Raw genomic sequence first — 26,489 nt, 5'->3', positions numbered from 1 at the left:
TTGATGTTACCTTTAATACTTGACTCTAATTTATATTGGTTCTTTAACGCTTTCGCGAAAGCGTACCTACTTTAATATTTTACAGTTATCTTTTTAAGTTTACTGATACGTCCATCCTTAAAAACTGCTCTAATCCCATAGGTATAGCTTGTATTTATCTTAAGATTAGTATCCGTAAGTCTCCTTGTATCTGCAGGTACTACACGTAATAGCCGTAGCTTTTCCTCAGTTTTAGCTTTGTAAATTTCAAATTCAGAGATGTCATCTGCTCTATATGCCCAGCTTATATCTATAGATTGCTGGAGCTTATTTGGTACTCCAGTAAAACTACGCACTTGATTTTCTTTACTTGATTTTGGGATAGTAACAGACACAGATGGAGAAGGAGTGGACTCGAGTTTACTCTCATCTATAGCAATTAATGTATAACTATAGAGTTTACCTTCTTCCCCTTTTTTGTCAACATAATGAATAACATCGCTTTTACCTTCGTAAATAAGCAACCAGTCTTGACTATTATTTTCTTTGCGATATAATTGAGTAGTTTTTGCATCTTCGCTAGAGCTTTTTGCCCAATCTAAAATGACGTTTCCGTTTGAAACATTAAACTTTTTAAATACTGGTGAGGTAGGTGGTACCACATCTGGTTTCTTTATTTTTAGAATATCAGAAAATTCACTTTGATTATAACGATAATCGAGCGCTACAACCTTGTAAAATACATTACTATTTAAATTAGTAATAGTAATAGTATCTCTGTAAACCGGAGTTGCAAGTGGGTTTACGGTAATCTGGCTAAATTCTTCTCTTTCTATATTACCTCTAAAGACGCGGTACCCATATATATCTTTATCTGTGTTTGCTTCCCATTTAATTCTTACAATACCTACACTATCTACTGTGCCAGTAAGACCTACAGGTCTAGAGGGGGGTATAGAATCAATAGGCTGTACTAGCATAGGAAATGATTTTTTTTGAGAACCGTATTTACCTACTGCACTTATGGTGAAATAGTTAGATGACATCAGTTTGTCATATTTTATGGATCGACCCGTAGGAGGTATGTTCTTAATAAGAACTTCTTGAGTCTCTCCCTTTCCATCAGCTTTATTTAATGTAAAGCCGCTTATCTTATCATTAGCTTCTACCGGAAATTCCCATATAAGATTTACAGTGTCATCATCTATAAATTCTTTCTTAGACAAGAAAGGAGTAAAGTTAAGTGCAGCTCTTCCAGTTCCTCCTGCTTCATCAGAAAACGGACCAAGTTCTCCAAAAACAGAAATACCTTGTACTCTGTATTTATAGCCTTTGTTATTTGCAATGGAGTCCATGTAATAAATACGACCAGTACGTTCATCTGCTGCTTGATTGAGCATAGTATAAGGTCGTTGATTGATCTTTCTAAATGTTTCACCTTCTTGTGCTCTCTCAATATTATAACTAGTAAAAACTGTTTTATGAATTTTATAGTTCCAGCTTAGTGAAGTAGAAGCATCAGAAAATGTACTCACTAAGTCTATTGGTTTAGGGAGCGGTTCATAATCTTGATAGCCTTGAAAAACACCTCCATATTCTACATCCCGTATTTCCTTAGGAATATTTGAAATCACACGATACACGTATTTTTCATTTGATGCAGCGGTTTTATCTATAAACCCTAAACCTGCCATCACTGCAACTTCAAAATCTTGGTCTGCGGTGTACAATGCAAACGTATGGCGTTGCTCTAGATCTTCTGAGAGAGCAACGATTCCTTCAATTTTATCTGTTCCGCTCACATCAAAACGTTCTCCATAAATGGCTTGAGCAATGATGGCCGCATTGTCATTGTTTTGAACAATCGCTTCCCAAGCAGCAAGGGGTTGTGGTACAATAGGATTAGAAGAAAGTGTACGAGATTCTGGTACTGGTAGCGTTTTTCCATCTCTAATAATTGTATATCGTTCTATGATATAACCATGTTGATTTAATTGCTTCCAAGAAATGGCTTTAGTAGGAGCCCACCTTAAAAGTGCTTCTGTCTCAGAAATTCTTGCTAGTACCTCAATACGGTCATCACTTTTTGCAAGAGTGTCTATTACAGATTGAGCTGTAGCAGACATACTGAACATTATAAAAATTATAAATAGTCTATACTTCATTTTAATTAGGCTTGTTGTACATGTAATCTGTGATACTTGTTACGGTGCCATCAGGAAGTACATATTTGATTTTTGTATTGTAATCTCCTTGTTTTATGTAAGGAAAAATCCCGTTGATGATATAATCATACTGAGCAACATGTTGAGCATATTGAGGTGATCCACCTAGATATGCATTTGTTATTTTGTATTGAATATCAATAAAATCTTGCTTAAACGTAAGAGGTAGCAAATACCTGAACGGGATGCGTTCCTTTAATAAATAATTATTAGGTTCTGTAGCGGTATATACTGGATACCATTCTAAAAGATCCATAGATTTTATAGGAGGTAGCCCTAATATTGATTCATCTCTATTAACCGTATAATTATGTGTTGAATAGTCTTGATAAAGAAGCGGGTAAATTTCATTTTGATAATAAGCATTATTACTTAAATCTGCCTCTATTCTCATTAATGGTTTATTATTAGTAAGAACTGTACCTTCTACCTCTTCAAGATCAAACCGTTCAGTTTCATTAGACCTTGTGTGAAGCGCATGTACGTCTGAGTATATAATTTCAACCATAGGTTGGATATACGCTTTTGAAGCAATTTTCTCAGCAAAAGTGCTATATACACTCGTGTGAAAATCAAAAGAAAGCATCTCTACCGCCTCAGCATTAATTACCGTTTGTCCTAAGGTTACTTCGCGCACCTCTACCTCGGTATCTTCACCTAAGTTTTGCTCAGTAAAAGTTTCCGTTAAGCTGCCTTGAGTTCCTGTTGCTATAGGCTCTGTAACCATGGTTAAGGTGTAATCTAAGTCATCACTCATGGTAGGCATATTTAAAAACACCTTGTTATCTGACCCATTGTAGCTTATACCTACATCGTCACTTCCTTGATTAGAAACAAAGTATGCTTTCTGGCTGTAACCTTCTAGGTTTTCAAAGAGGTAATCCTGACCTGTTTTTAACTGCACAAACGCTTGTCCATATTCATCCTTATGTACAAACTTTTGATCAATTGTAGGGTACATATAGGCAATATTAGAAAGCGGGATATAGTCTGGAGCTTCACCTGTAGTAAAATTAAGCACTTCAGTTTCAACAGCTTCTTGACCATTGTCTGTGAGTATTTGCCATACACCATCTACCCGTTCCTCAAAATTCACAGTAACTGTAAGTTGTAAGTCTGTGGTAGGAGGGAGCACATCTTCTGGAGCAAAGGTTAAGAGGTCATTATTGTCATTCCACGCTGTAGTACCCACAATAGGAACGCCGCCATTAGTCACTTTAAATTCTTTCAATTTGATACGGTATGTAAAGGTACCTTGCTCGTCTTCAAACTCAAACACGTGATTCACGCGCATATTAAAACCAACTTGTGGTGCTGTAAATACATCTACATCTGTATCACTATCGCCTGGCTCAATATCTGCTATAATTTTTAGGCCACCTAAAGGAGCACTATTTACAAATTCACACTGCTCTCCAAGTTCAACTTTTAATCTAAATCTTCCTTTCACAAGACCTCCTAGCACACTAAAGTTTCCAGTAGCATATCCCTTGAACCATGATGGGTTAGGTAGCTTTGCCTGCATTAAAATCGCAAGACCTGCGCTTAGTATTTTTACGTCTTTTTTAATAAATAAAAGACGCACTTTTACTCCTATTTCCCCTTGAATGTATGCATATGCTTGACCACTTGCATACCATCCGTCTATACCTATTTGACCACTGCCATTACATTCTGCATTCCCATAATCTTTTACCATAACATCAAACCCTACACCGGCTTGCAATCGGGCATAAAAGATTAAGAAGCTTATGTTACCAGTATCCATACTAAAGTTCATACCAAATGCAAATCCGCGACCGGCATTTAATAAATTCTCTTCTCTATTAGAGTTTACTTCTGCCATATCTACACCTAAGAGATTAATAACTTCTTGTCGTGGTGCTGGGAATGCAGGCATGTCATCACCTACCATAAAGTAACTACCAGTTTCAATAGAGAAATCTTCAATACCAAATTTCACCCCAAGTGGATCTGTGGGCGTACCCATATGGACATACCAAGTGTCTGGAGCAAAGTGGAGTACTGCCCATCCAGCTCTATCTTGTGACCCTGCACCTCTTATAATACCACCAGCGGCATTTACGTAAAGATCAAATGTTCCATGTAAGGTATTGGTATCAAAATTAAATTCTATGGCTGCATAAGCATGTAAACCAATTTTGCCTTGAACATTATCAGGGTAAACGGTTTGAGAAGTTTCAATAAGACTTTCTATTTTCAAGAGTTCGAGAATAGCTGGAGGAATGGCTGCTTCATTAAGAACTACTGCTGAAAGTGTTTCTTGTAGTTGTGCTCTTGGGTCTGCAAATTCGATATCTTGCATCGCGTGACCTTCTCCATACAAGCTTATTCTAGTCAATCCTCCACTATTACTAAAAGCTATCTCAAAGCTAGCACTTCCATTAAAGAGCTTTTCGTTGCCAGAGGCAGCATATAAGATTGTTGCTTTAACACCTAGCCCAGCATCAATATCAGGAGTGTAATCTGCTCCAGATGGATTAGTAGCAGACCCAAAGCTAGGTTTTTTCATGCGGTAATATGCGCCTCCACCAAAACCTTTGATAGCAAGTCCAGTAGCAGTTTCAATATTGAGATTAGACACGAGCCCATCTACATACCAATAACGGAAATCTGTTTTTCCAAACCTAGCATATGTATCTATCGTTAATCCATCTGATCCTAAGCCTCCAAAAGTAGTAGAAAGACTACCTTCAAATCCATCTCCATACGTATCATCATCATCCAGTAACTCTAGACTACCTTCTATGTAAATTTTCTCGGCAATGTTCACCATGATGTCAATTGATGTAAAGCCTATATTGTCATACTTCCATTTAAGTAAATCACCTGTTTCATCAAGATTTCCATTGATGCTTAAACTTGTTGTTGCTCCAAAACCTTCATCTTGCAGGTTTATAATAAGATCAAAATATAAACTTGCAGTAGTCCCTCCATCAGGAGCTTCCATATGAACATTATCTAGAGATACTGGAAATCCTGCAACAGCAATGGGTTCTGTATATCCTAGATGTTGTATTTGTAGTTTTGGACCTATCGATCTCAAATGAAATCCTTGAAAAGTAATTCCTTGAAATTCTACGGTCTTTGGTTCTCCATCATCTTCTTCTTCAGTGGGTGGAGGTGCGCCTCCTTGTGGGGGATCTGAGGAATCTACATTAATTGCCATCGTTCCATTTAGATAAGCTTCTGGTTTAAACACTCCTTCTATGACATCTAGCTTAATATATGAATCTTCATAAAAAACTGCCTCAGCATGTAAAAAACCTATGGGTACGGGAACATCCCGTATTGCCGTCACTGTTAATGAATACTCGTCTAACACGGGATTTATAATCCCCAGATAAGAAAGTGAGACTGGTGGTGATGTAGGCTGTGTTGTGTTTTCTTCTCCAGCCTCATCTGCAAGACTTTGTTCTAATTGAGCTTGAGCATCTGACTCTGTAGCTTCCTTTGATATAGGGAGTACTACGCCTCCGCGAAAACTGGCATACGTCACATTATTTGCATAAAGATTTAAATCTATATGGTCGATTGAAAATTGCCACTTTGCAACTGAACCTTCATTTAAGGGTAGTACATTATCACCTGTAAAATCTCCAGTGACTCCTTGATTATCAATAATTAAATTAGTTCCTTCAAAGGTGATACGTTCGGTAGCACCTCGCCTTTTAAATTTTTCTGGGAGTATAAGCTGTAATGATTGCACATACACACCTGTCCAAATTTCTGGAGCATCTGCATCGAGAAAATCTTGCTCATAATTTTCAGGGAAATTGACATTCTCAGAATTGCGAACATCACTAAAATCAAAAACAGCATTATTAAGCTCAAAGATGATTCCGTCTTTCCAGCTAGTCAGTACAAATTTTGGTAAGGTGATGTTTGCAATGATATCATTCCAATCACTAGCAAATATTTCAAATGAAGCGCCTACTCTTTTCTTTATGGTAGTACCTACATAGTTATCATTATCAATAGTATTATTTTCTTTAACCGGAAGCAGGTGGTCTCTAGAGAATTGTAGTTCACCTTGAACAGATAAGTTTTTAAACCCATCACAATCAATAGTTACATACGTTTTATCTTGAATATCGCCAGTTTCCATATTAAAGCCACCCTTAAGCAGCAGTAAGCCTTTATTACCACTTATAGGAATAGGGTAGTCACCTAATAATGCAATTTTAGTATCACCTAGTAATCCTCCATCATTTGACATTTTTATACCTGTCGCACCAAAAAATAGCTGTTTCTGACCACCTTGTCCATCATTTTGTGGCGTAGTAATACGCACAAAAATAGTAAGCTCTGTATAGGTAGGGTAGAAGGCAGCATCACTTATACCCACAATATAAGTAGACCCTGCAATCGTTTTACTAAGACCTATAGGGAATTCTATAGGTTCGAGTGGATTCACAAGATCCATAAGAGTTTCTATACTTAAGACATCCACAATATTACCAGTTTCGTCCAGACGCTCAAACATTCCAATAGCTTTACCTAGTATCCCTTGAAGCTGCGTACTATCATTTACAGATACGGGAAAAAGCTCTTCTACATACTTGTTAGAAAACTCAAAAGCAGAATTCTCCTCCATCTCTGCATAGTGCGTATCAATTTTCTTATCAAGCGCTGCAAACGACCTTGTTTTAAAATTGGCCGGTTGTAACGATTCCTTGGAAATGCGCAACGCTTCTGTATTTGCAGAGATCGTACTTGCTACAGGAGCTGTAGCAAAAGTACGTGTACGTTTCCCTACCGCAAGAGAGTCTTTGCCTGTTGAGGCTCTAGATTGAAAGCATAGCATCAACATAAATATTGCTATTGCACGAAGAAAAAAAATTTTAAAATAATAATTCATCTTAAAGATTATTTATAGTGTTGAAAACCCCTATGAGATTTGCAGTGTTTCTTACAAATGGGAATCTGTACGTTTCCCTCTATAATATGTTGTTAACACCTTGGTGATTCCAAAAGTCTGACAATTCAAATCATCTAGCGTTTGAATCATTAAACAATTGAATCATTTCTTGATAATTTGTCATGAATATATCAAATCTTAATTTTTTAAATTCAGGCAGTTTTTCTAAATGACTGAAGAGAGAATCAAAAATTTTAATTGGTACATGTAGCCTAGTTGACTGGATACTTTCTTGGTAAAAAAGATATTCCTTTTCGCACCATAACATGTTATGAACCCTTGCCCAGTAGAACTGATTGTTATCAGTATAACTGTCTTTTATTTCAAACTGCTTGGTGTTTTCAATTAAATATAAAATTTGATCTGAAATCTGGATTACTAAGTCAAGGTATTTTATGCTAGAATCATCTTTAAAATGTATTTGAAGCATTTGTAGTTTGGCTTTTCGAGTAGCTTGTTTTTCGATATCAGTTTTGGTATGCCAACTTACTAGTTTGTGTACAGTCTGTAGATGAATTAATTCATCACTATTTAACCAATTAAGACTATAATCGCTTATTAATTTTTTAAGGTCTTTCATGTCTTTTTCAATTTTCAATGATTGTGAATCTTTTTCCATAAATTGGAACGTCTCCATCTATAGCAACTTGATAAGGATTTAAGGCTGAATTTTCCTCAATTAGTTCCATTTTAAATGAAGTTTTACTTTTGTGTAAAATTTCACGCTCAAACTCAGCGTCAGAATAGATTCGGATATTTTTACCATTATTGGATTTTACTATAACAATGGCTGCCTCATTAGTCTTGTTTAAATTTTTAGCTGCGAAACGACCAGCAATTTCCATATCATCAGAAGTAGATAGAAAATTATCATATGTGAAATTATCTCCAACATTGATTGAAGATAGTTTATCTATTTCCGGTGCTCCTATACCTCGGAAATAGGTTCCTGGAGAACTTGGTAACTTATTCATCGTTGTATTTAAAAGATTTTCTAATTCTAAAATATCGTCTGCTGTTGATCCATTTATCAAAGACTGGTTAAATGTATAATAAGTATCATTTGTGTAGAACTTGTAAATAGACTCTTCTCTAATCGTTAAGATGTCCGCGAATTTTCTAGTAACGGTTCCATTTATAAATTCATTATAAATCTTATTGAAGTCAGAATTTAATAGAAGTTTATTTAATGCATTATCTACAGCATTACCTGTGAATTTTAATAGTCCTTGATTATCTACTTCTAGAGATCCGCTTGTGTAATTCTGACTGCCAACTCTAATATTACTTCCCTCTGGAAAATTTATTTTAATTTCGGTGACATCATCAAAGGTATCTGATAAATTAGCTATAGAATTCTCTGTTTTAATCGTAATCCTCCCATCGTAGGCTACTTCTGCAAATTCTAATAAATCATCTCCTGTACTGTTGGGTAAATAGAATTTAAAACCAGTATTATCATAGGCACCTTGTAAAACTTTGCTGTCAGCCATTTGATTGATAACATTTCGTGCCTTAAGATTATTGGCAAATAAATCTTGTGCGCGATTTTTCATCTTCTGCGATTTCTTAAAAACCCCAACGAAGCGTTTCCATAAACTTGGCGTTTTTACACTCTGCCCAAAAATTTTAGAAATTTTTACTGTTGCCATGTTACCACTGTAACCTTCAATTAAATCTTCGGCATAAACTGCAGACCATTGAGCAATAAACATCCACGCATCGTCAGTTCCCCATTTAGCCACATATTGCTCATAGCCGTTATGTGTAGAAATAGCTTGAGCAATTTTCGCATTTTCCATTTCAAAAATTATAGGAACAATAGATGTTATTTGTTCAATATAAATTACAGCATATCTAGTAGTTAAATCTGCAAAAGCGTAGTGATAATTCCCTCCTCTCAAATAATCTATAGAATTGACATTATAATCCTCATTTAAATTTTCTCTTAAATTTACGGAAGAGAAAATAATTTCAACATCCCTAGAAAAAGTTGTTTCTGGAAAGTGTTCCTGAAACTTAGAAAGATTGTATATGACATTATTCTTGAAGTATGTTCTATAAACAGAAAGACTATTCTGACCTATATATTTAAGTTCATCTGTGTTAAAAAGTGCGAATGATTTATTAGCTGTGAGATTGTCGAGGTAAACCTTTAAATTTTCCAGTTCTATAAATTTATCTGGGTCTTGCGCAATTTCCGGATTTGATTCAGTAATTGCATCAAAGAGATTACTACCTAGACCTCCTAAAACAATTGACGTATTACAGGCTGTCCCAGCACAATTACTCGCTATTGCATTAGGTGGTGGAATGTGCGTTTTAACATTTGTTTTTATTGTTGTAGAAGTATTTTCAACAATCCAATTATATTGGCAAGTGCAATCTAGCGTAGCTTCCTCTCCTTCTACTCTTTTAGCAAGAGTAAATGCCTGATTACCAGGTGTGGCAATAGTAAATCCCAAAAACTCATTAGATTTTAATAATTCGATATTTTCTGCTGAATTTAGGATTACCTGCCCAGAGGAGTTGTTTGCAATATCATTGAGAAATGGTTTGGGATAATAACCTAAAAAACCACTAGTTGTATAGACACCTAAATATCTAACTCCTTCTTTTTCGAACCATTCTAGTCCACCAAAATCGTTTATCGCTATTTTCGAATAAGAATCAATTTGAATTGGGATTCCTGACATAGTAGGAATAGCAATCGTAACCGGAATATCTAATTCAGTTGAAGATTCATTAAAAAAGACTGTTATTCGCGTAAGGTCTTTTACAGCTTGTTGTGCCTCGTATGCTCCCTGAGTATCTGATAAAGAGCTATTACCCGAAGATGCATTAGCTATGACATCTTGGACTACCTGCCCGTTATTTTGCAAAGCAGCAAGTAGGGCTAGAGATTCATCATCCAAAGGCTGCCCAGCTTCAAGAGAAGCTATAGCCTGATTAATGTTTTCAAGCTCTTCTGTTAGAATTGGAATTTCCTCATCTGAAATTGTTCCATCTAAATATACTTCATCAATAACTTCGTTGGTGTTAAAAAGTTCACTAATAGTATCAAAAAAATTAACAAATGCATTGATGATAATATCGGCCTCTATTATATTACCCCACTCTGGATCATAAGTAGTAACTACTGCTCCAGAAATAAGCTCTTTATCGGTGTTGAGTTCTATGTTTTCAAACTCTGCAGCGATAGTAATAAAACCTAGCCACGGTATGGTGACGTATCCTTTACCTTTAAAAGGCGAGGTGCTATTCTCTACTTCTAATACGCGTACTTTAAACTTACCAGCAGTAAAGTTATCATATAAGAAAAGCTCCGTAAGACGCTCTTGGTTTTCAAGAAGAATAGGCTCAGGCTCAATCGCACAACCTTGATAGCTAGACGCTTCATCAGAAAGTGTTGTAAACTCTTGAATAAAAGTCTCTCCATAACTGCCAAACATACAGTTACCTTGTATCTTATATTCATAGGTAGTCTCAGGTTCAAGATTGTCAATTTCGATATAATCTTGAGGAGTAGTTAAGTCATACCATTCTGATTCTGCATCTTTCTCGCGATACTTTACCGTGTAATCAAGATGGTCAAAGTTACCTTGCCAGGTAAGCTCCGCGCTGCGATTAGTAAGCTCCTCTACATCCGGAAATAGCGGCTCATCACATTGTGTCTGGTAGTCAAAGTAAAAGATCTCACTAAAGCCATTATTTGTAAATACGCCTATTTCTTCGGCTCCTGCGGCGGCAAAGGCACGCACGCGCCATCCATAACGTTTACCAGGTATTAATGAAGGTTGTAAACCATCATAAATGAAGGTAGTTTGTGTAGTAGTGGTTTGAAAAATGGGAGGAGACGATAAAAACGCTGCTTGAGGGTCTATGTTAAGATCCCAGATTTCAGAAACTATAAGTTCATACTGTACATTTGAAACATTGATGTGCCTAGGTGTCCACTGGAAAACAATATTAAGAGGGTTCATCTCTTGTATACCCGCTGCATTTAATGGAAGGTTAAGTAGGGGAGGGTCATTATCAAAAAGCACAAAATTAGTACAAGTCTTTCCCGAGACTACATTACCAGTAAATAAGTCATAAACTTCAAAACAGAAGCTATAAGATCCTTCTGGTAAGGAATTACCATATACTCCTGGAGAAATACCTTGTAAATTCTGAAGGTCAAAATAAGGAGCTAGTTGTGCCGTGCCTAAGGTAGTTGCGACACCACCTTCCAGGAATATTGGAGTGGCTCCTACAACCACATCATTACTCTGTGCATTAATACCTTGTCCTTCTATAAAAAGCTTGAGGCGTACCTCGCGGTTAAGCTCTGTAAGGTCATTGAGAATAAGTTGCACACGCACTTTATCATTAACAGATGATGCATTTGCATAGTCAGATAATACTACAGGCCTAGGTGGTATGGTCTGTGGGATTACTTGTACAGGAAATTGCTGTGCTATCACTACCTGTATAGCAAAAAGCAAAAAGAATAACTGTAGGAGATATTGCTTCATTATGTCTGTATTAGTTTTTTATTTTAGATAAGTATTTTATTGTGTACTCATCTTTATCAGCAAACTTGGTTGCTAGGTTTTTATAGTATAAAATAAGGTCAACGGTGAGTGCCTTGCTTAAGGAAGTTGGGTTTTTTGCAATGTTTCCATAAGCCTCATACACTTTGGCAGCGAGCTCTTTTCTAAACTGTTTAAGCTGTTTATCGTCCTTTAAGTCACGCATAGATCTAATTTTAACAATGCGTTCTAGCATATACCTGTGATTTATGAGTTTCTCTCGTTTAATTTCAAAAGCATCATAATATATCTTATAGTCCTTGTAGCTTAAACTCGTTTTGTCTGGCACATCTGCAAGTGGGATCCCTTTGTATTGATGTGCTTGCACTTTTGCACCTGCAATAGCAAATTCCTTCTCGATAGTATCATCTAGGTACATGGCATCCGGCGTTAATCTTCTTACGGCGATAAGAATTGCTTGGTCATACGCTTTCGCGAAAGCGTTATAATCATCCACCTCTGTGAGATATTCAATAGCAGCATCTCTAAGGTCTTTCTCCTTTGCTGTCTTTAGATCTAGCATCGTAAACTTTGCACCATCTACCTTTTCCTTTACAACAGGTGGTATGAATGAGAAAGCATCTCGATCTTTTGCGTCAGATATCTGTGTGTCAAGTTCATTTGCGTTTCCTTGATAGATTGTCCCGTCAGACCTAAATTGTATCTCTGTAAGTCCAGAGGAAGACTCGCGAGAATCTCGCTCTCCAAATCTTAAAGCAGGGAGTTTGCCTACGGTAAATGAATAGTTATAGCCTAGTGTCGCTGTAAAGTCATTTGCAAGGTTATTAGTAGCAGCCGTAGCATTATTTCTAAAAAGAGATAATAGGCTTAAGTTAAATTGGTGTTTTTTAAAGAGCTGGTAGCCAGCATTTGCTCTAAAGTTGAGGATGGTGTTTTGTAACTCCCCATCTGCACTACTTCTATTATAAGAAGCAGCAAAGGAGCTTCGTAGTTTTTTATCAAAAAAGAGTTTTGATACTGCCACGGTAGGTCCTAGGGTATTGTTGCTAGATTCTAATGTTTTATTAAATGAGGCATTCACACCAGCGGTCACACTAAGGTCAATGGGTACAAAATTAATAGAGTAATTTCCACCCGTATTATAAAACGTAGTAGCTCCTACAGTGGTCTGGGTTCCAGATAAAAATTGCTCTTGCAAATCTTCTGTATCCTGCATGGATAGATTTATGCTCGCGTTTTGAACACGCTCTTTAGATTTTGCAATGGCATAGGTGAGATTTAAGGTCGCATTACGAGATAACTGCCTAAAGTTTAAGGTGTCTATGTTGTCAAAGGGAGTAACGGCATTGATATAATCAAACTGATCTCTAATGTTTGTTACACTCTGAAAGTTAGAATAAGAGGCGTTTATGTTAAGTTTTTCTGTGGCTCTCACACTTACGTTTACAGCAGTAACAACTCGTTGTAACTCAGATGTTTTTGCTTTATCAAGATTATCTCGCTGGAGTCCGGCATTTACAGAGATATTTATAGCGCTATCAAAAATAGATTGAGAAGCATTTACAGCGATATTTTCAAGGTCATTATTAAAAAAATAAGCTCCTAGAGTTTGATACCCTGGATCTATGCGCTCATACGTAGCACCTACACTTCCATTTCCTACACTGGTAGAGAGTTGTGCGTTAAAAGCATTATAGTATCTGGTAGTAGCATTTCCTTTATAAAGTAGCCCTACAGGACCGCCATTTTCTGGAGAACCAGAAGCTCTCGTGTCGTCTGTAATTCCAGATGTTGCATACTCCACATTAAGAATAGCAGATCCAAAAAGTTTTACTTTACCATCCACACTTATGACGAGATTGTCTTGCGGACTCACAGCAGTTTCTACAGGAAATGGGTTTTCTACAGAGTTTTCCTCATCCTTTGCTGCAAAGAAAGTGAGGCCTAAGGAGAATTTTTCAAAATCATAAGCAGATTTTAATCCGTACCCTATACGTTTATAGGCAGGTACTGCTTGAGGATCTTCTGGGTCATATTCATTGGGACGTACCAAACGTCCGTACATAGCACTCAGTTTGAGCTTTGCTGTAGGCGTTGCGTCAAAACCTAAACCAGTAAATTGGTGACCACTTAAGGTATAAGGAGAGAATGTCATAGATACATCTCCTATATGAGCCGTAAGCCATTTATAAGATGGATTTAAACTAAGCCTATTGAACTTAAATGGCTGACTATAATTAAAATCTTGGTTAGAATATGCAAACGATATAGGGATGTTGTAAATACCACTTATGTTTAGGTTAAGATTACCATTTAAAACATAAGTAAAAGGGTCTCGCTGTCCGTCACCATTATAGTACACTGAGTTTGCAGAAACGCCACCACCCAATGTAAAGAGCTTGGCTTTGCCTATCTGAGTCAAATCTTGTGCATTTGCAAAAATAGCGCATAGCAAAAGAAGGTGAGGGAGTAATTTCTTCAAGCGATAATAGAAAGATGGTTAGTTTGTTAGGGCTAAAATATATAAATAAATGTTAATCAATATTAGCGCTTTGCATCTTAGCGATGATATTGTTGATTACATCGAATCACATAATTTGTACTTGTAATAATTAATACGGGATAGTCATATTCTACAGTACTTAACACGAATTAAGAAAATTCATAAAAATTTTATTTTTATTGAAATTTTCCTATCTAAATAGTGATATACGAAGTTGTAAAGCAGTTGTTTATAATAATTCGGTACTAGCTAGCTCATGTAGTTTGTGAAAATCTGAATTCCCTTGTATGTTTTTTAGATTTTAGAAACATTCCCTCCAAAAGAACAGATACAAACACCACACACCAATTTAAATCCAGAAATTTGATATCTTGTAGTACGTATCTGTTATAGTATGTACACCTTAAATATATCTCGACCCTATTATGAAATATTTACTTCCTTTTGTCTTAGTATATCTATTACTTCTTTCATGTGAGGAGCCCAAGCCACTTAGTTCTGTAGACCCAGTGAACTGGGAGAAGAGAACAGTGAAGACAGCTATAAATGATTCGCTCGAGTCGGGGAGTACCTTTTTATCTATTTACTCTCAAATTTACCTACGCACAGAAAATGATCAGGCAGACTTAACGGCGACGATAAGCTTGCATAATCCTAATCGAGAAGCGCAGGTGTATGTGGATAAGGCAGTGTATTATAACACCTACGGCAAGCCAATTCGCGTGTATTTTGAAAAAACCATTTTTATCAACCCTATGGAGACCGTTCAGATTGTTATAGACGGTGTGGATAAAGAAGGAGGAACAGGCGCAAACTTTATCTTCGACTGGAAAATACAGCCTGATACTAATGAGCCTATCATTGAGGCGATTATGATAAGTACCTACGGCCAGCAAGGAATTTCTTTTGTGACTACAGGTAAAAAGCTGTTGAGTTCTTAAAGGCAGTAGCTATTTGTAAATAAATGAAATTCCATTAGGTATGGCAACCACAGAAGACGAACTTAAAGAAAGAATTAAAGAGCTTACTTGCCTTTATGAAGTGTCCTCTATTATTGTACATACAGATGTAGATCAAATGCAAGAAACGCTTGATGCTATTGCATTTAGCTTAAAGAAAGGCTTTCAATATCCTAGCAATACAGAGATTTCTATTGAAACCTCATTATGGTCCACCATTACAGAGCGTGCCAATGAAGCAATCTGTCTAGAAGCGCCAATTCAAGTATTCAATAAGCCTAATGGGATGATTACTTCCTACTTGATAGGTAAGAGCTCTTTTTTAAAGGAAGAAAAACAATTACTGGATAGTGTCGCTCAGAAAATAGGAAACCTACTAGAGCGTATAGAAATACAGCAAAATGAAACCTCTCTCAAAAGGCAGATGGAACGTGCAGATCGTCTGGGTATTCTAGGTGAGATTACTGCGGGAATTGCACATGAACTCAACACGCCACTAGCCAATATTTTAGGATTTGCAGAGCTTTTAAAAGAAGATATAGCGAGTAATGAAAGCGCAACAGAAGATCTTGATAAGATTATAAAGAATGCTATTTTCTCTCGTGAGGTTGTAAAAAAGTTAATGTTTTTTGCCTGTGAGATGCCGCAAGAAATGCAAGCGCTTAATATGGTGCCTAGTATTAAAGGTGCCGTAGCATTACTAGAAGCTTCGTTTAAAAAAGCAAAGGTTAATTATCTGATAGACATTGATGATCAAGAACTATGGCTTAAAGCAGATACGATTCAAATCACTCAGATTATCTTTAATCTAATCATAAATGCTATTTATTTTTCGCCAGAAAACGGACTTGTAACAATAACGGCATCGCAATCTGATCGATCTATTATTTTAAAAATTAAAGACGAAGGCGTAGGATTATCTAGTGAGGTGCTAGATAAAGTGTTTCAGCCTTTTTTTACAACAAAACCTACGGGTGATGGCTCTGGGCTGGGTCTTAGTGTGGTACATGGTATTGTAGCCAGTCACAAGGGAACTATTACAGCTAGAAATAATAAAGACAAAGGCGCTACATTTACCGTAATGCTACCTAGATTTTAAGACGCTATGCAACTCAATAAAGAGAACATATTAATAGTAGATGATGATATCAACATCTTAGAGCTGTTGCAGCGTCACTTGCAATCATGGAACTATCATACCTATAAGGCAGTGTCTGTAAAAGAGGCAGTTCAAATACTACGTGATACACATATAGATTTACTTATTACAGATCTCAAAATGCCAGAGATAGATGGCACAGAACTCATTAATTTTGTGTCTGAGCATTACCCACAGTTGCCTAAACTTATAGTGACTGGCTATCCCTCTGTCCAAGATTCCCTCGCTGCGATAAAGTCTGGAGTTGTAGATTATCTGACCAAGCCTTTTACTAAAATCGAATTAAAAGCGGCCATTAATAAGTCATTCGTAAATGATGACGGAAGTTTAGCTACTAGTCGCAAAGAACATCAGCTTACGAGTAACACACAGCACAAACCCTATGGTGAGATTATAGGAAACTCTGATAAGATTAATAGTGTTATCGAGATTATAGAGCGTGTAAAGGATAATAAAGCAACCATATTTATCAAAGGTGAGAGTGGTACTGGTAAAGAGCTTGTGGCAAGAGCTATTCATTACCAAGGTAAATTTTCGCGAGCACCGTTTATTGCCGTAAACTGTGGCGGTATCCCAGAAAATCTATTAGAGTCAGAATTGTTTGGGTATACAAAAGGTGCATTTACAGGAGCCGATAAAAACCGGGATGGCTTTTTTCAAGCGGCAAATGGTGGGACTATTTTCCTCGATGAGATAGGTAACGCATCTACAGCGGTACAATCACGATTACTGCGCGTACTTCAAGAAAAGGAAGTGGTAAAAGTAGGCGCTCAAAAACCTGATAAAATAGACGTCCGCGTTATCGCAGCAACCAATAGTGATCTCAAGGAGATGATAAAAAAAGGAACTTTTAGAGAAGACCTCTATTACCGTCTTACCGTGGTTGAGGTTGATGTCGCTCCACTGCGAGAACGTAAGGAGGATATTCCTTTGCTTATTGAAAAGTTTCTTTTTAAGTATGGCGTAGAGTTCAAAGATCGTTTTATAAAAATCACACCAGAAGCAACAGCCATTTTACAACGTTATGACTGGCCTGGTAACATACGCGAACTTGAAAATATCTTACAGAGAGCCGTTATTATGTGTGATAAAGTCGTTGAAGTTGCACACCTCCCAGAAGCTCTTAAATATGCTATTGATTTTCCTGAGGATGGCTTACTTTCCCTCAAGGAAATGGAGAAAATTCATATAAGGAAAGTGCTGAGTGCTATGGAAAACAATAAAACCAAAGCAGCCCAAATTCTAGGCATAGACCGCAAGACTTTGCGTAGTAAGTTAGAAGATTAATAGGCTCTTTCAAAAGGTGATTTCATACCCATGCTACTGTATGAATATTGCATCCATTTTTCCATAAAATAATATTAATTAGCGATTCATTTTTCCTCAGCTGGGTAATTATTACTCGGCTGTGGTTTCTTGTTACGCTTTCGCGAAAGCGTGAAAACCCTTTTAAACATTGCGTTCTTCTATTTGTGCATCTTTCTGGCACGCGCACTGGCATATAGATTGCCATTATCTTATCAAAGTAAAAGAAGCTTATATCATCTATGTAGGTGACTAGGGCTTCAAATCTTTGTGAAACAATAACAAATAAGAAACAATTTAAAGAGTAGTAAAGATGAATTTCAATTCAATGTTAAGCGCTATAGCTCCAAAAAAAGCGGGTAGCAAAAAACCAAAAAGTAAATATATCACAGAGAGATACAAGGAAAGAAGTATTTCAAATCGTCTTTTTAAATAATATATAAATAGCACTAGTGGCTTTGATTATGGAAGTAGTAACTTTAGATAAGAAGAGTAAAAAAGTACCTGTGAGAGGTATGATGGATAATGTGATGGAGCAGTTTAACAGTGCTGCAGATCATATTGAACTTCACCCTAGCATTAGAAAAATCTTGAGCATCACAAACAATGAGATTGTGGTTCATTTTCCAGTAAAAATGGATAATGGAGATGTTGAGATTTTTACAGGATATAGAGTGCAGCACAACAATGCCTTAGGACCTTACAAGGGTGGTTTACGCTATCACCCTACGGTAGATATTGATGCAGCGAGAGCTCTTGCTATGTGGATGACCTGGAAAACATCACTTGCAGGTCTTCCTTATGGTGGTGGTAAAGGTGGTATCCAGCTAGATCCTTCAAAATATTCTCAAACAGAATTAGAGCGTATTACGCGCAGATTTACGTTTGCTCTTGCAGATAATATAGGTCCAGAACATGATATTCCTGCACCAGATGTAAATACAAATAGCCAGACCATGGCATGGATGGCAGATACGTATATGAGTACGCGTCCTCCAGCAGAGCGCACAGCAAACCAGCATGTAGTTACGGGAAAACCAGATGGAAGTGGAGGATTAGAGGGCCGTGATCGTGCAACAGGTTACGGTGTATATCTCACCATTAAATATTGGGCAGAGCGCAATGAGGAGTCTTTAGATAATAAAAAATTTATCGTTCAAGGTTTTGGTAACGTAGGTTACTGGGCTGCACATTTTCTAGAGCAAGAAGGTGCAAAGCTAGTAGCCGTTCAAGATGCTTTTGGCGCTATCGAGAATAAAGAAGGAATTAATGTAGAGGACCTGTTTAATTATAGCAAGGTAAATAATGGAAGTATTGTGGACTTTCCAGAATCTGCTGTACCAGCACAAAATGACTTTTATGCCATAGATTGTGATATCTGTATTCCTGCAGCTTTAGGAAATCAAATTACTAAGGAAAATGCGCCTACTATAAAAGCAAGACTCATTGCCGAAGGTGCAAACGGACCTACTAATGGTGACGGTGAGCGTATACTCTTAGATAGAGGAATCACTATCATTCCTGATATTCTATGTAATTCTGGAGGAGTAATAGGAAGTTATTTTGAGTGGTTACAAAACCGTAACGGAGAGTTATGGCAACTGGATGAGGTGATGGTTAAGCTAGAGAAAAAAATGAGAGAATCATTTAATAAGGTCCATGCTTTTGCTCAAAGTGAGTCTATGGATATGAGAACAGCGGCTTATTGTATTGCCATAAAGAGAATAGAAAAGGCTTACATACAACGAGGGATTTTCCCTTAATACTAAGTACATCTAATTATTATAATATGGATTGTGAAGGTTTAATATTAGAAAAGAGAGAGTACGTGTTTTTAAAACGCGTACTCAATATCTCGGGATATGTAGATGATTTTAAAACGCAAAAGTCATTGCAGCGGTTGAGTAATGAGCTTAAAAGTGCTCATATAGTAGATGACTGTGACATGCCTTTAAACGTAATACGTTTTAATAGCAAGGTAACAGTATCCTCAGATCGAGGCTGGGAGAAAACACTACAAGTAGTTGTACCTGCAGATAAGGATGTGGCGTTGAGTAAGGTCTCTGTGCTCACACCTATGGGATCGGCAATATTTGGTAATAAGGAAGGTGCTATTATAAGCTGGATGTTTCCTACTGGAATGCAGGAACTCACCATAACAAAGGTTATACAAGATGCACTAGAACACACTATGGAAGTTGTTCTCTAATAAAAAATATACATTATGAAAGGATTAAATATAGAAATATATGCTCACGACAGTGAGGTAGATGTTGCCCATAAAATCAACACGATGGAGCTTCATAATTGGATTAATCACCTTACCTACATACGTAAAGAGCTAGGCAATCTCATACAGTTTTATAATGCACAGCCGGCTCAAAAAAGATTAGAACAAGAATCTACCTCTCAGCGGTTTGAAATGAAGCAAGTAGAGAATGATGTAATCTTGGTAGAGCTTCAAAAATTTAAAGTTTCTAGAGATACTATTGCAGAGTGTGAGGATGTTCATTGTGATATGACGTTTATACAAGAACATGAAAAATGTAGAAGGATGTACCTCTTTCACATAGATAAGTACCGTAAACTTAAGGACACTTTTTTTAAAGAGCTTCAAGGAAAAATTTCTCAAGTAGCACAACCTGCATAATGCCAAAAAAACTTACTACTTGGATACCATATTATCACATAAAATCGACGCTTATAGAAGGTTGTTTATAGAAAAAGACCTCATTGAATTGAGCCAATGGATAGACGCCATTGAAAGTATTAATCTTGAAATTGATTACCTGCAATTAATAGAGAAAAGACTTATTAAAAATAGCACCCTTTCTGCAATGCTACAGGGTTTTAGAAGGAAAAACACCCTCGTTATGGCTTCATTGTGCAAATATGAGCAAGAATTAAAACGTGAATATGAATACAGTGAAAGAACATATGATGTAGTAAGAGCAAAAGAACACGAGGGGAGAAGAGATTTATATAGCAATCTTATGATTGAATTTAAACAACTAAGGAAGGTTATTTACATAGCGCTCTCTAAATATAAACGCAGCTAAAAATAGAGATATGAAAAAGATATTAATACCTATTTATTTAAATCATCATAACTGTGATGCTATAGATTATGCTGTCAAATTCTTTAAAAGAGAAGTGTGTGAATTCTATTTTCTCAATACCTACAATTACAACGTTCAAGGTCTCAATGCAATCCAACTACTACAAGCAGATGAGGATTGGTTTGAACGTCCTAAACTAGAATCGCAAAAGCGCCTAGGGCGCTTGATTAAAAAATACTCTTATAATAGTAGAAATAAGAATCACAGCTTTAATGCAATCTCAGAGTGCACCGGACTTATCTCTGGTATGAGAAAAAATATCACCGAGCTAGGGATTGACATTGTGGTAGTTTCTTGTAAGGACAAATTAAATAGAGATGTTAATATGTACTGTAAAAACACCAGTCTTATCATCGATGAAATAAGAGCATGTCCTATTCTCATAATGCCTACGGCTACCAAACAAAAAAGAAACCCCGTCTTTGCATTAGTATCAGATTTTAAATCAGAAATATCTGAAGAGGAAATAGAGAGCTGGTATGAAATCGTAAAACTTTCAAATGGTTCGCTCAAGATTGTTGTGAGCAACAGTATGAACGAGATGACTAATCAACAGATAAGTAACCAGACGAAGGTGTGTTATTACTTGAGAACGCTTACTAATAGTTCAGTAGTAGTTGATTATCTAAACACGACATCAGACATCAAGGAGTTTGCAAATACTCATAGCAACCATATCATTAGCTTGATTGATAAAAAGCCAGATTTTCTCCGCAAGTATGGATTAGGTCATTCAACCATCACAAATTTAGGGCCCTTATCTTCAAGTCCTTTGATTGCATTACACCAATAACCATTGTGATGAGCAATCGTAAATTTTATATCATTATAATAATTCTTGGAGCGCTAGTAATTCTACTTCTAAGTAGTATTGTATCTGCACCTATATTTGAATAGAGCTTCATTATACGCACCTATTTTTGTCTACTCTTATTTTCCATCATTCAGCTAGTAATACCTTTGAGTGTGGAAATAAGTGATTACTTCCTTGTTTAATTATAATTCAATAAATAATTGTGTAAATAATTGTGAGTATCGTAATTATCTATATATTTGAGATTATAAATTGGTAAACCAGTTTGGATAACCAATTTGTATTAAGCTTAAATTTAAAATTATTTTACGCTCAAACATTGATGTTGCAGGTGAGTAATTTTAGATAATTCTAATATAAGTGTATTGTTTTTTGCTTTCGCGAAAGCGTACTCTTAGTACTCACAACATATTTATGACTCGATATCTTCTTCTCTTTTGTAGCCTTATTGTCTTTACTTCTTGTAAGGAGCCTATGCCTACATTGTCACAGACAGTCACTACCCCAGAGGAATTAAAAGAAGCAATTAAAGATGCAAAGCCAGGAGATGTAATCAGTCTTAAAGATGGCGTGTGGAAAGATCTAGCTATTAAATTTTACGGAGAAGGTACGGAGGATAATCCAATTACTCTTAAGGCAGAAAATGCTGGGAAAGTAATTTTAGAAGGTAACTCTTCACTTAAACTAGGAGGGAAGCACCTTGTAGTAGAAGGACTTTATTTTAAAAATGGATTTACTACAGAGAATGCCATTATCCGATTTAAAATAGATGATGAGAGGATAGCATATCACTCGCGTGTAACAGATTGCGTGATAGAAGATTTTACAAACCCAGATCGTGATAGTAAAAATCACTGGATAGAATTATGGGGACAGCACAATACATTTGATCATAATTATATTACTGGTAAAACAAACCAAGGGCCTACGCTTCGCGTGTTTTTAAAGGGTAATGAAAATGTAAATACCTATCACCAGATTAAGGATAACCACTTTGGACCACGTCCTAGAAAAGGTGGGCCTCGTGCTGAGACTATGCAACTAGGAGACAGCTACACGTCTATGACACCGGGTTATGTAAATGTAGAACACAATTATTTTGAAAAGTGTAATGGTGAAGTAGAGATTATCTCAAGTAAGTCTAATTATAATACCTTTAAAAATAATGTCTTTTTTGAGTCAGAAGGTTCGCTAGTGCTTCGTCACGGTAATTATGCGACCATAGATGGTAATGTATTTATAGGTAATGATGCATCTGAGTTTATTGGAGGTATACGTGTCATAAATACAGGTCATCTTATTGTAAATAACTACTTCTATAACTTAAAAGGAAATGAATTTCGCGCACCGCTCGCAGTAATGAATGGTATTCCTAAGTCCCCGCTTAATCGTTATAATCAGGTTACAGATGTGGTAGTCGCTCACAATTCATTTATAAATACAAAGTCGCCTTGGCATTTTGGAGTAGGAGCAAACCTAAGTCAGGCAGAAGTCCTTCCGGCTTCAGAAATACGTTCGGCACGTGCAGAACGTATGATTGTGGCAAATAACTTAGTGTACGGAGATATTGAAACTACAGAAATCATCAAAAATTACGATAGCATCACTGGCGTTACTTTTAAAAATAACATACTCAATGTAGAAAATAAAAGTGCTTATCAAACAGACGGTTTGTTAACTAAAGAAGTAACATTATCATCACCTACAGAAATCTTCCAATCCCCAGAATCACTAGAGACTGAGATGTATAATGGATTTGACTTTGATAAGATTGAGGCGGATATTTTTGATAATAAAAGAGCGTCCACTAATAAGGTGGGGGCAATTGCAGGAGCTAGTACGAGTGCATCGGCGTTGCTCGACGTAACTAATTACGGGACGTCATGGTTCAACCCACATCCAGAAAAGCAAGCAGGAAAAACGATAAAAGTATCAACTGCAGCAGAACTTACAGAGGCTGTTGCGACAAGTAATGATGGAGATACTATAGAGCTTAGCGCTGGTAATTATGAGATTAATGAAAAGTACGCTTTCGCGAAAGCGGTAACTCTTCAATCCTCATCTTCAGAAAAACCGGTACTTACTTTTAGTAACACTGCCAAAGGTTTTGAGCTACAACCAAGAGCAAAACTCAAGCTTAAAAACATTTCACTTAAAGGAACGTCAACTACAGATGCTTTTGCAACCCTTGATAAAAACATGGGGCAGTCTTATGAATTATGGCTTGACAATGTAGAAATAGACGGATTTAAAAGTGTGTTAGAAACCAGTAAAGCATCTTTTGCTGATACTATTATGATTAAAAATAGTGTGATTAAAAACACGCAGCGTGGTATCCAACTCAATAAAGAAGTAAATGATAAAGGTGATTATAATGCAGCTTTTGTATTTATTCAAGATTCTCAGTTTGAAAATGTAGCTAGTGACGTGCTAGATTATTACCGTGGAGGTTATGATGAGTCTACTATAGGTGGAAGCCTTGTGGTTACGGGTAATACATTTACAAAATGTGGTGCTAGTGATAGCGCTAATATATTATTACAGACAAGAGGTATCGTAAATGTTACCCTAGCAAATAACACGTTTAGAAATAATCGTGTGAAGTATGTCGCGGTTCTTTGGGGAGAAAAAGGTCAAGAACCAATAGACAATACAGTGTCTAACTCTGGTGAAATAAAAGTAGTTCAAAATCTGAAACTTAAACTGGTTTACTAATGTATAAGCCACAACAGTTCCCTTTATTGAAGTGGTGTTTTTGTATATTTTCACTTGCGCTTTGTTCTCAGCAATTACCATCAGATAAGGTGGTAGCTGTAGAAGACCTTGCTGTTTATCTAAAAAAAGAGATTAAAGATGAACTTGGTGATGACTCACCAGAGAAGCTTGCTGCTCATTTTAGAACTGTTTTTCAAGAACGTTACTTTTACGAATGGACAGAGAATGATACTCGTTTTGAGGAGTATAAAACATTGTATCCAGCGATGGAGGTTTCTCATACTACTCGTGCTCAAGATCACTTAGATAAATTTGATGCCAGTACGCACTGGAAGTTACCTTTTAATTACAAAAATGAAACTCCCATCAATGCATACGGTCTCAGGCACCTAGCGAGACAGCATAAAATGGTAGATATTGCCTTTCTATATCGCTACAAGGATAAAGATGCACAATATATAGATTACTTCACTGGTCAATTACAGTCACTCAATGATGCGTTAATCACAGGTGAATATGAAACTATTCCCGATGGAAACGGAGTTTACGAAGCCTTTAGATCTGGTTACAGAGTTCTCAATTGGCTGCAAATTCATAATGGATTTCTTGGAGAAAAAGCATATTCAGATAAAGAGCAGCTTACTACGGTAGCAACATTGTTGCAACACGCTTCACATTTATATGAAAATAATGCCGAGTTTAAATCTGGTAATCACCAAACGAGAGGATTAAGTGCGCTGGCTATGCTTGCCATTATTTTCAGTGATTTTCAAGATGCAGATTTATGGTATGAAAGAGCGATGAGTATTCTCGAGCAGCACTTGCAGCGCGAGATTAATGGAGATGGTTTTCAGTTTGAACGTACCATTCATTATCATCAAAGTGATATTGATAACTACTTTTATATCTATCAACTCGCTCAAAAAAGTAATAAGAAAGTAAGCGCCATCTGGGAAGAACGTTTAAAATCTCTTTTTACTACACTTACTAAAATCGCATTTCCAGACGGATCTGCACCAGTATTATCTGATGATACAGATGCACCTTGGGCAGAGAAAAACGACATTTCTGGTACACTTACCTTGGGGTATCTTTTATTTGATGATCCGGAAATGGGATACTTTGCAAAAAGCACAGTAAAGCCTAAGTATTTATGGAATTTAAGTAAGGAACAACTAGGTGCTTTAAAAGAAATTAAAGCTACAGCGCCTCAAGTAGGATCTTATGCTTTTGAAAACACTGGGTATTATATCATGCGGGAAGGGTGGAATGACCAAGATAATATGCTTGTTATAGCTGCCGGACTTGATGCAGATAAACCTGACCATCAGCATGGAGATATGCTAGGAATACAAGCAATGGCAAATGAGAAGGTAGTTTTGCCTAACTACCAAGTACGTTACTCGCTAGAAGATCTTGAGCTATTTAAAAATAGTATGGTAAAAAATGTGGCGCTTGTAGATAACGAGCTGCAAGGCAAGCAATACACTTCAAATAAAGGAGGAAGCGGCTTCGGGAAATTTAAAGAACTTCCTACGCCAAAGGTCTTAGGGTGGAGTACAAATGCTACAGCAGATGTGTTTGTAGGTTCTCACAACGGATTTGAAAATATAGGTGTCAGTTATACTAGACAAGTGATAAATGTTGAGAATGAATTCTGGATTGTAAAAGATAATTTTGAATCAAAAGCTCCACATACTTACAAGCAAGTATGGCAAGGTCATTATAGTAGTGAGCATAGCCCAGAGTTACTTAGAGCTACTTTTGATAATGGAAGCGGCTTAGATATTTTACAACTACAAGCCGTAGATAAAGTAGTTACAGACGGTAAACGTGGTAAAGAGTGGTCTGTTGTGCAAAAAGCAGCTGCAGATAACTTCAGTTTTGTGACGGTGCTTTATCCATTTAATACCTACGACAAGAGAATAGATGAAGATAGCATGGGTAGCGAATTTGCTGGTTGGTCAATTAGCACTACTAGTGAAACTCAAAACAATAGTACCACCTTATCTAAGGATGATACTAACATATCATTTGCTACTTCCCAATTAACAATAGGTGATGTGATTATTGATTTTTCACAAGAGGCCGATGTGATGACGCAAGTAGAAAACGACCGTTTATACATTACACTATTAAGTGATAAGCCTACCACTGTTACGATTACCCAAGGAAAACAAAACATATCTCAGCCGCTAGCTCCCGCAGCTCTGCTAGAATATAAAATTAAGTAA

15 protein-coding genes are annotated in these 26,489 nt (G+C 36.6%); 10 read left to right on the top strand and 5 right to left on the bottom strand.

The window, feature by feature from the left end; all coding sequences use genetic code 11:
• Nucleotides 1-71: 71 nt before the first annotated feature.
• The 5 genes from ACJJVU_RS13060 to ACJJVU_RS13040 all read right to left on the bottom strand — a co-directional run bounded on the left by ACJJVU_RS13060 (nt 72) and on the right by ACJJVU_RS13040 (nt 14,163).
• On the bottom strand, nt 72-2,144 hold the full coding sequence (locus ACJJVU_RS13060; protein ID WP_405226249.1) for a hypothetical protein: 2,073 nt from the start codon (nt 2,142-2,144) through the stop codon (nt 72-74).
• Nucleotide 2,145: 1 nt separating this feature from the next.
• Nucleotides 2,146-7,038, bottom strand: a complete 4,893-nt coding sequence (locus ACJJVU_RS13055; protein ID WP_405226246.1) for a hypothetical protein — start codon at nt 7,036-7,038, stop codon at nt 2,146-2,148.
• Between the two features lie 178 nt (nt 7,039-7,216).
• On the bottom strand, nt 7,217-7,765 hold the full coding sequence (locus tag ACJJVU_RS13050; protein ID WP_405226243.1) for a hypothetical protein: 549 nt from the start codon (nt 7,763-7,765) through the stop codon (nt 7,217-7,219).
• Nucleotides 7,734-11,663 (bottom strand): fibronectin type III domain-containing protein, encoded by a 3,930-nt coding sequence (locus tag ACJJVU_RS13045; protein ID WP_405226240.1) that lies wholly within the window; start codon nt 11,661-11,663, stop codon nt 7,734-7,736. Before ACJJVU_RS13045 ends, ACJJVU_RS13050 begins: the two co-directional genes overlap by 32 nt.
• A 10-nt stretch (nt 11,664-11,673) precedes the next feature.
• Complete coding sequence (locus ACJJVU_RS13040) at nt 11,674-14,163, bottom strand: hypothetical protein (RefSeq protein ID WP_405226237.1); 2,490 nt, start codon at nt 14,161-14,163, stop codon at nt 11,674-11,676.
• A 446-nt stretch (nt 14,164-14,609) separates the two neighbouring features.
• Between ACJJVU_RS13040 and ACJJVU_RS13035 the strand changes: the two genes are divergently transcribed.
• From ACJJVU_RS13035 to ACJJVU_RS12990, 10 genes are all read left to right on the top strand, one after another.
• On the top strand, nt 14,610-15,125 hold the full coding sequence (locus tag ACJJVU_RS13035; protein WP_405226234.1) for a DUF3124 domain-containing protein: 516 nt from the start codon (nt 14,610-14,612) through the stop codon (nt 15,123-15,125).
• A 40-nt stretch (nt 15,126-15,165) separates the two neighbouring features.
• Nucleotides 15,166-16,242 (top strand): sensor histidine kinase, encoded by a 1,077-nt coding sequence (locus tag ACJJVU_RS13030; RefSeq protein WP_405226231.1) that lies wholly within the window; start codon nt 15,166-15,168, stop codon nt 16,240-16,242.
• 6 nt (nt 16,243-16,248) lie between these two features.
• Entirely contained in the window at nt 16,249-17,589 is a 1,341-nt protein-coding gene (locus ACJJVU_RS13025; RefSeq protein ID WP_405226228.1) for a sigma-54-dependent transcriptional regulator, read from the top strand.
• Nucleotides 17,590-18,071: 482 nt separating this feature from the next.
• Entirely contained in the window at nt 18,072-19,370 is a 1,299-nt protein-coding gene (locus ACJJVU_RS13020) for a Glu/Leu/Phe/Val dehydrogenase (RefSeq protein ID WP_405226225.1), read from the top strand.
• 26 nt (nt 19,371-19,396) lie between these two features.
• Nucleotides 19,397-19,816 (top strand): GreA/GreB family elongation factor, encoded by a 420-nt coding sequence (locus ACJJVU_RS13015; RefSeq protein WP_405226222.1) that lies wholly within the window; start codon nt 19,397-19,399, stop codon nt 19,814-19,816.
• A 15-nt stretch (nt 19,817-19,831) separates the two neighbouring features.
• Entirely contained in the window at nt 19,832-20,257 is a 426-nt protein-coding gene (locus tag ACJJVU_RS13010) for a hypothetical protein (RefSeq protein WP_298326110.1), read from the top strand.
• Nucleotides 20,258-20,276: 19 nt separating this feature from the next.
• The gene (locus ACJJVU_RS13005) at nt 20,277-20,666 is read left to right on the top strand and encodes a hypothetical protein (RefSeq protein WP_339847169.1); all 390 of its coding nucleotides are present in this window, start codon (nt 20,277-20,279) and stop codon (nt 20,664-20,666) included.
• Between the two features lie 10 nt (nt 20,667-20,676).
• Nucleotides 20,677-21,519 carry a hypothetical protein gene (locus ACJJVU_RS13000; protein WP_405226218.1) on the top strand — a complete coding sequence of 281 codons (843 nt, stop codon included), beginning with the start codon at nt 20,677-20,679 and terminating at the stop codon, nt 21,517-21,519.
• 435 nt (nt 21,520-21,954) lie between these two features.
• Nucleotides 21,955-24,255, top strand: coding sequence for a chondroitinase-B domain-containing protein (locus tag ACJJVU_RS12995; protein ID WP_405226215.1), 2,301 nt, complete (start codon nt 21,955-21,957; stop codon nt 24,253-24,255).
• Nucleotides 24,255-26,489 (top strand): heparinase II/III family protein, encoded by a 2,235-nt coding sequence (locus ACJJVU_RS12990; protein WP_405226212.1) that lies wholly within the window; start codon nt 24,255-24,257, stop codon nt 26,487-26,489. Before ACJJVU_RS12995 ends, ACJJVU_RS12990 begins: the two co-directional genes overlap by 1 nt.

The organism is Dokdonia sp. Asnod1-B02 (assembly GCF_045063955.1).
Taxonomy (GTDB): domain Bacteria; phylum Bacteroidota; class Bacteroidia; order Flavobacteriales; family Flavobacteriaceae; genus Dokdonia.
The sequence above is the reverse complement of the archived record's forward strand: the minus strand, read 5'-3'. Positions and strand labels throughout refer to the sequence as shown.

Bases quoted from the DNA above. Each gene is read 5' to 3' on its own strand.
- ACJJVU_RS13060 (WP_405226249.1), bottom strand. From the start codon at position 2,144: ATGAAGTATAGACTATTTATAATTTTTATAATGTTCAGTATGTCTGCT.
- ACJJVU_RS13055 (WP_405226246.1), bottom strand. From the start codon at position 7,038: ATGTTGATGCTATGCTTTCAATCTAGAGCCTCAACAGGCAAAGACTCT.
- ACJJVU_RS13050 (WP_405226243.1), bottom strand. From the start codon at position 7,765: ATGGAAAAAGATTCACAATCATTGAAAATTGAAAAAGACATGAAAGAC.
- ACJJVU_RS13045 (WP_405226240.1), bottom strand. From the start codon at position 11,663: ATGAAGCAATATCTCCTACAGTTATTCTTTTTGCTTTTTGCTATACAG.
- ACJJVU_RS13035 (WP_405226234.1), top strand. From the start codon at position 14,610: ATGAAATATTTACTTCCTTTTGTCTTAGTATATCTATTACTTCTTTCA.
- ACJJVU_RS13030 (WP_405226231.1), top strand. From the start codon at position 15,166: ATGGCAACCACAGAAGACGAACTTAAAGAAAGAATTAAAGAGCTTACT.
- ACJJVU_RS13025 (WP_405226228.1), top strand. From the start codon at position 16,249: ATGCAACTCAATAAAGAGAACATATTAATAGTAGATGATGATATCAAC.
- ACJJVU_RS13020 (WP_405226225.1), top strand. From the start codon at position 18,072: ATGGAAGTAGTAACTTTAGATAAGAAGAGTAAAAAAGTACCTGTGAGA.
- ACJJVU_RS13015 (WP_405226222.1), top strand. From the start codon at position 19,397: ATGGATTGTGAAGGTTTAATATTAGAAAAGAGAGAGTACGTGTTTTTA.
- ACJJVU_RS13010 (WP_298326110.1), top strand. From the start codon at position 19,832: ATGAAAGGATTAAATATAGAAATATATGCTCACGACAGTGAGGTAGAT.
- ACJJVU_RS13000 (WP_405226218.1), top strand. From the start codon at position 20,677: ATGAAAAAGATATTAATACCTATTTATTTAAATCATCATAACTGTGAT.
- ACJJVU_RS12995 (WP_405226215.1), top strand. From the start codon at position 21,955: ATGACTCGATATCTTCTTCTCTTTTGTAGCCTTATTGTCTTTACTTCT.
- ACJJVU_RS12990 (WP_405226212.1), top strand. From the start codon at position 24,255: ATGTATAAGCCACAACAGTTCCCTTTATTGAAGTGGTGTTTTTGTATA.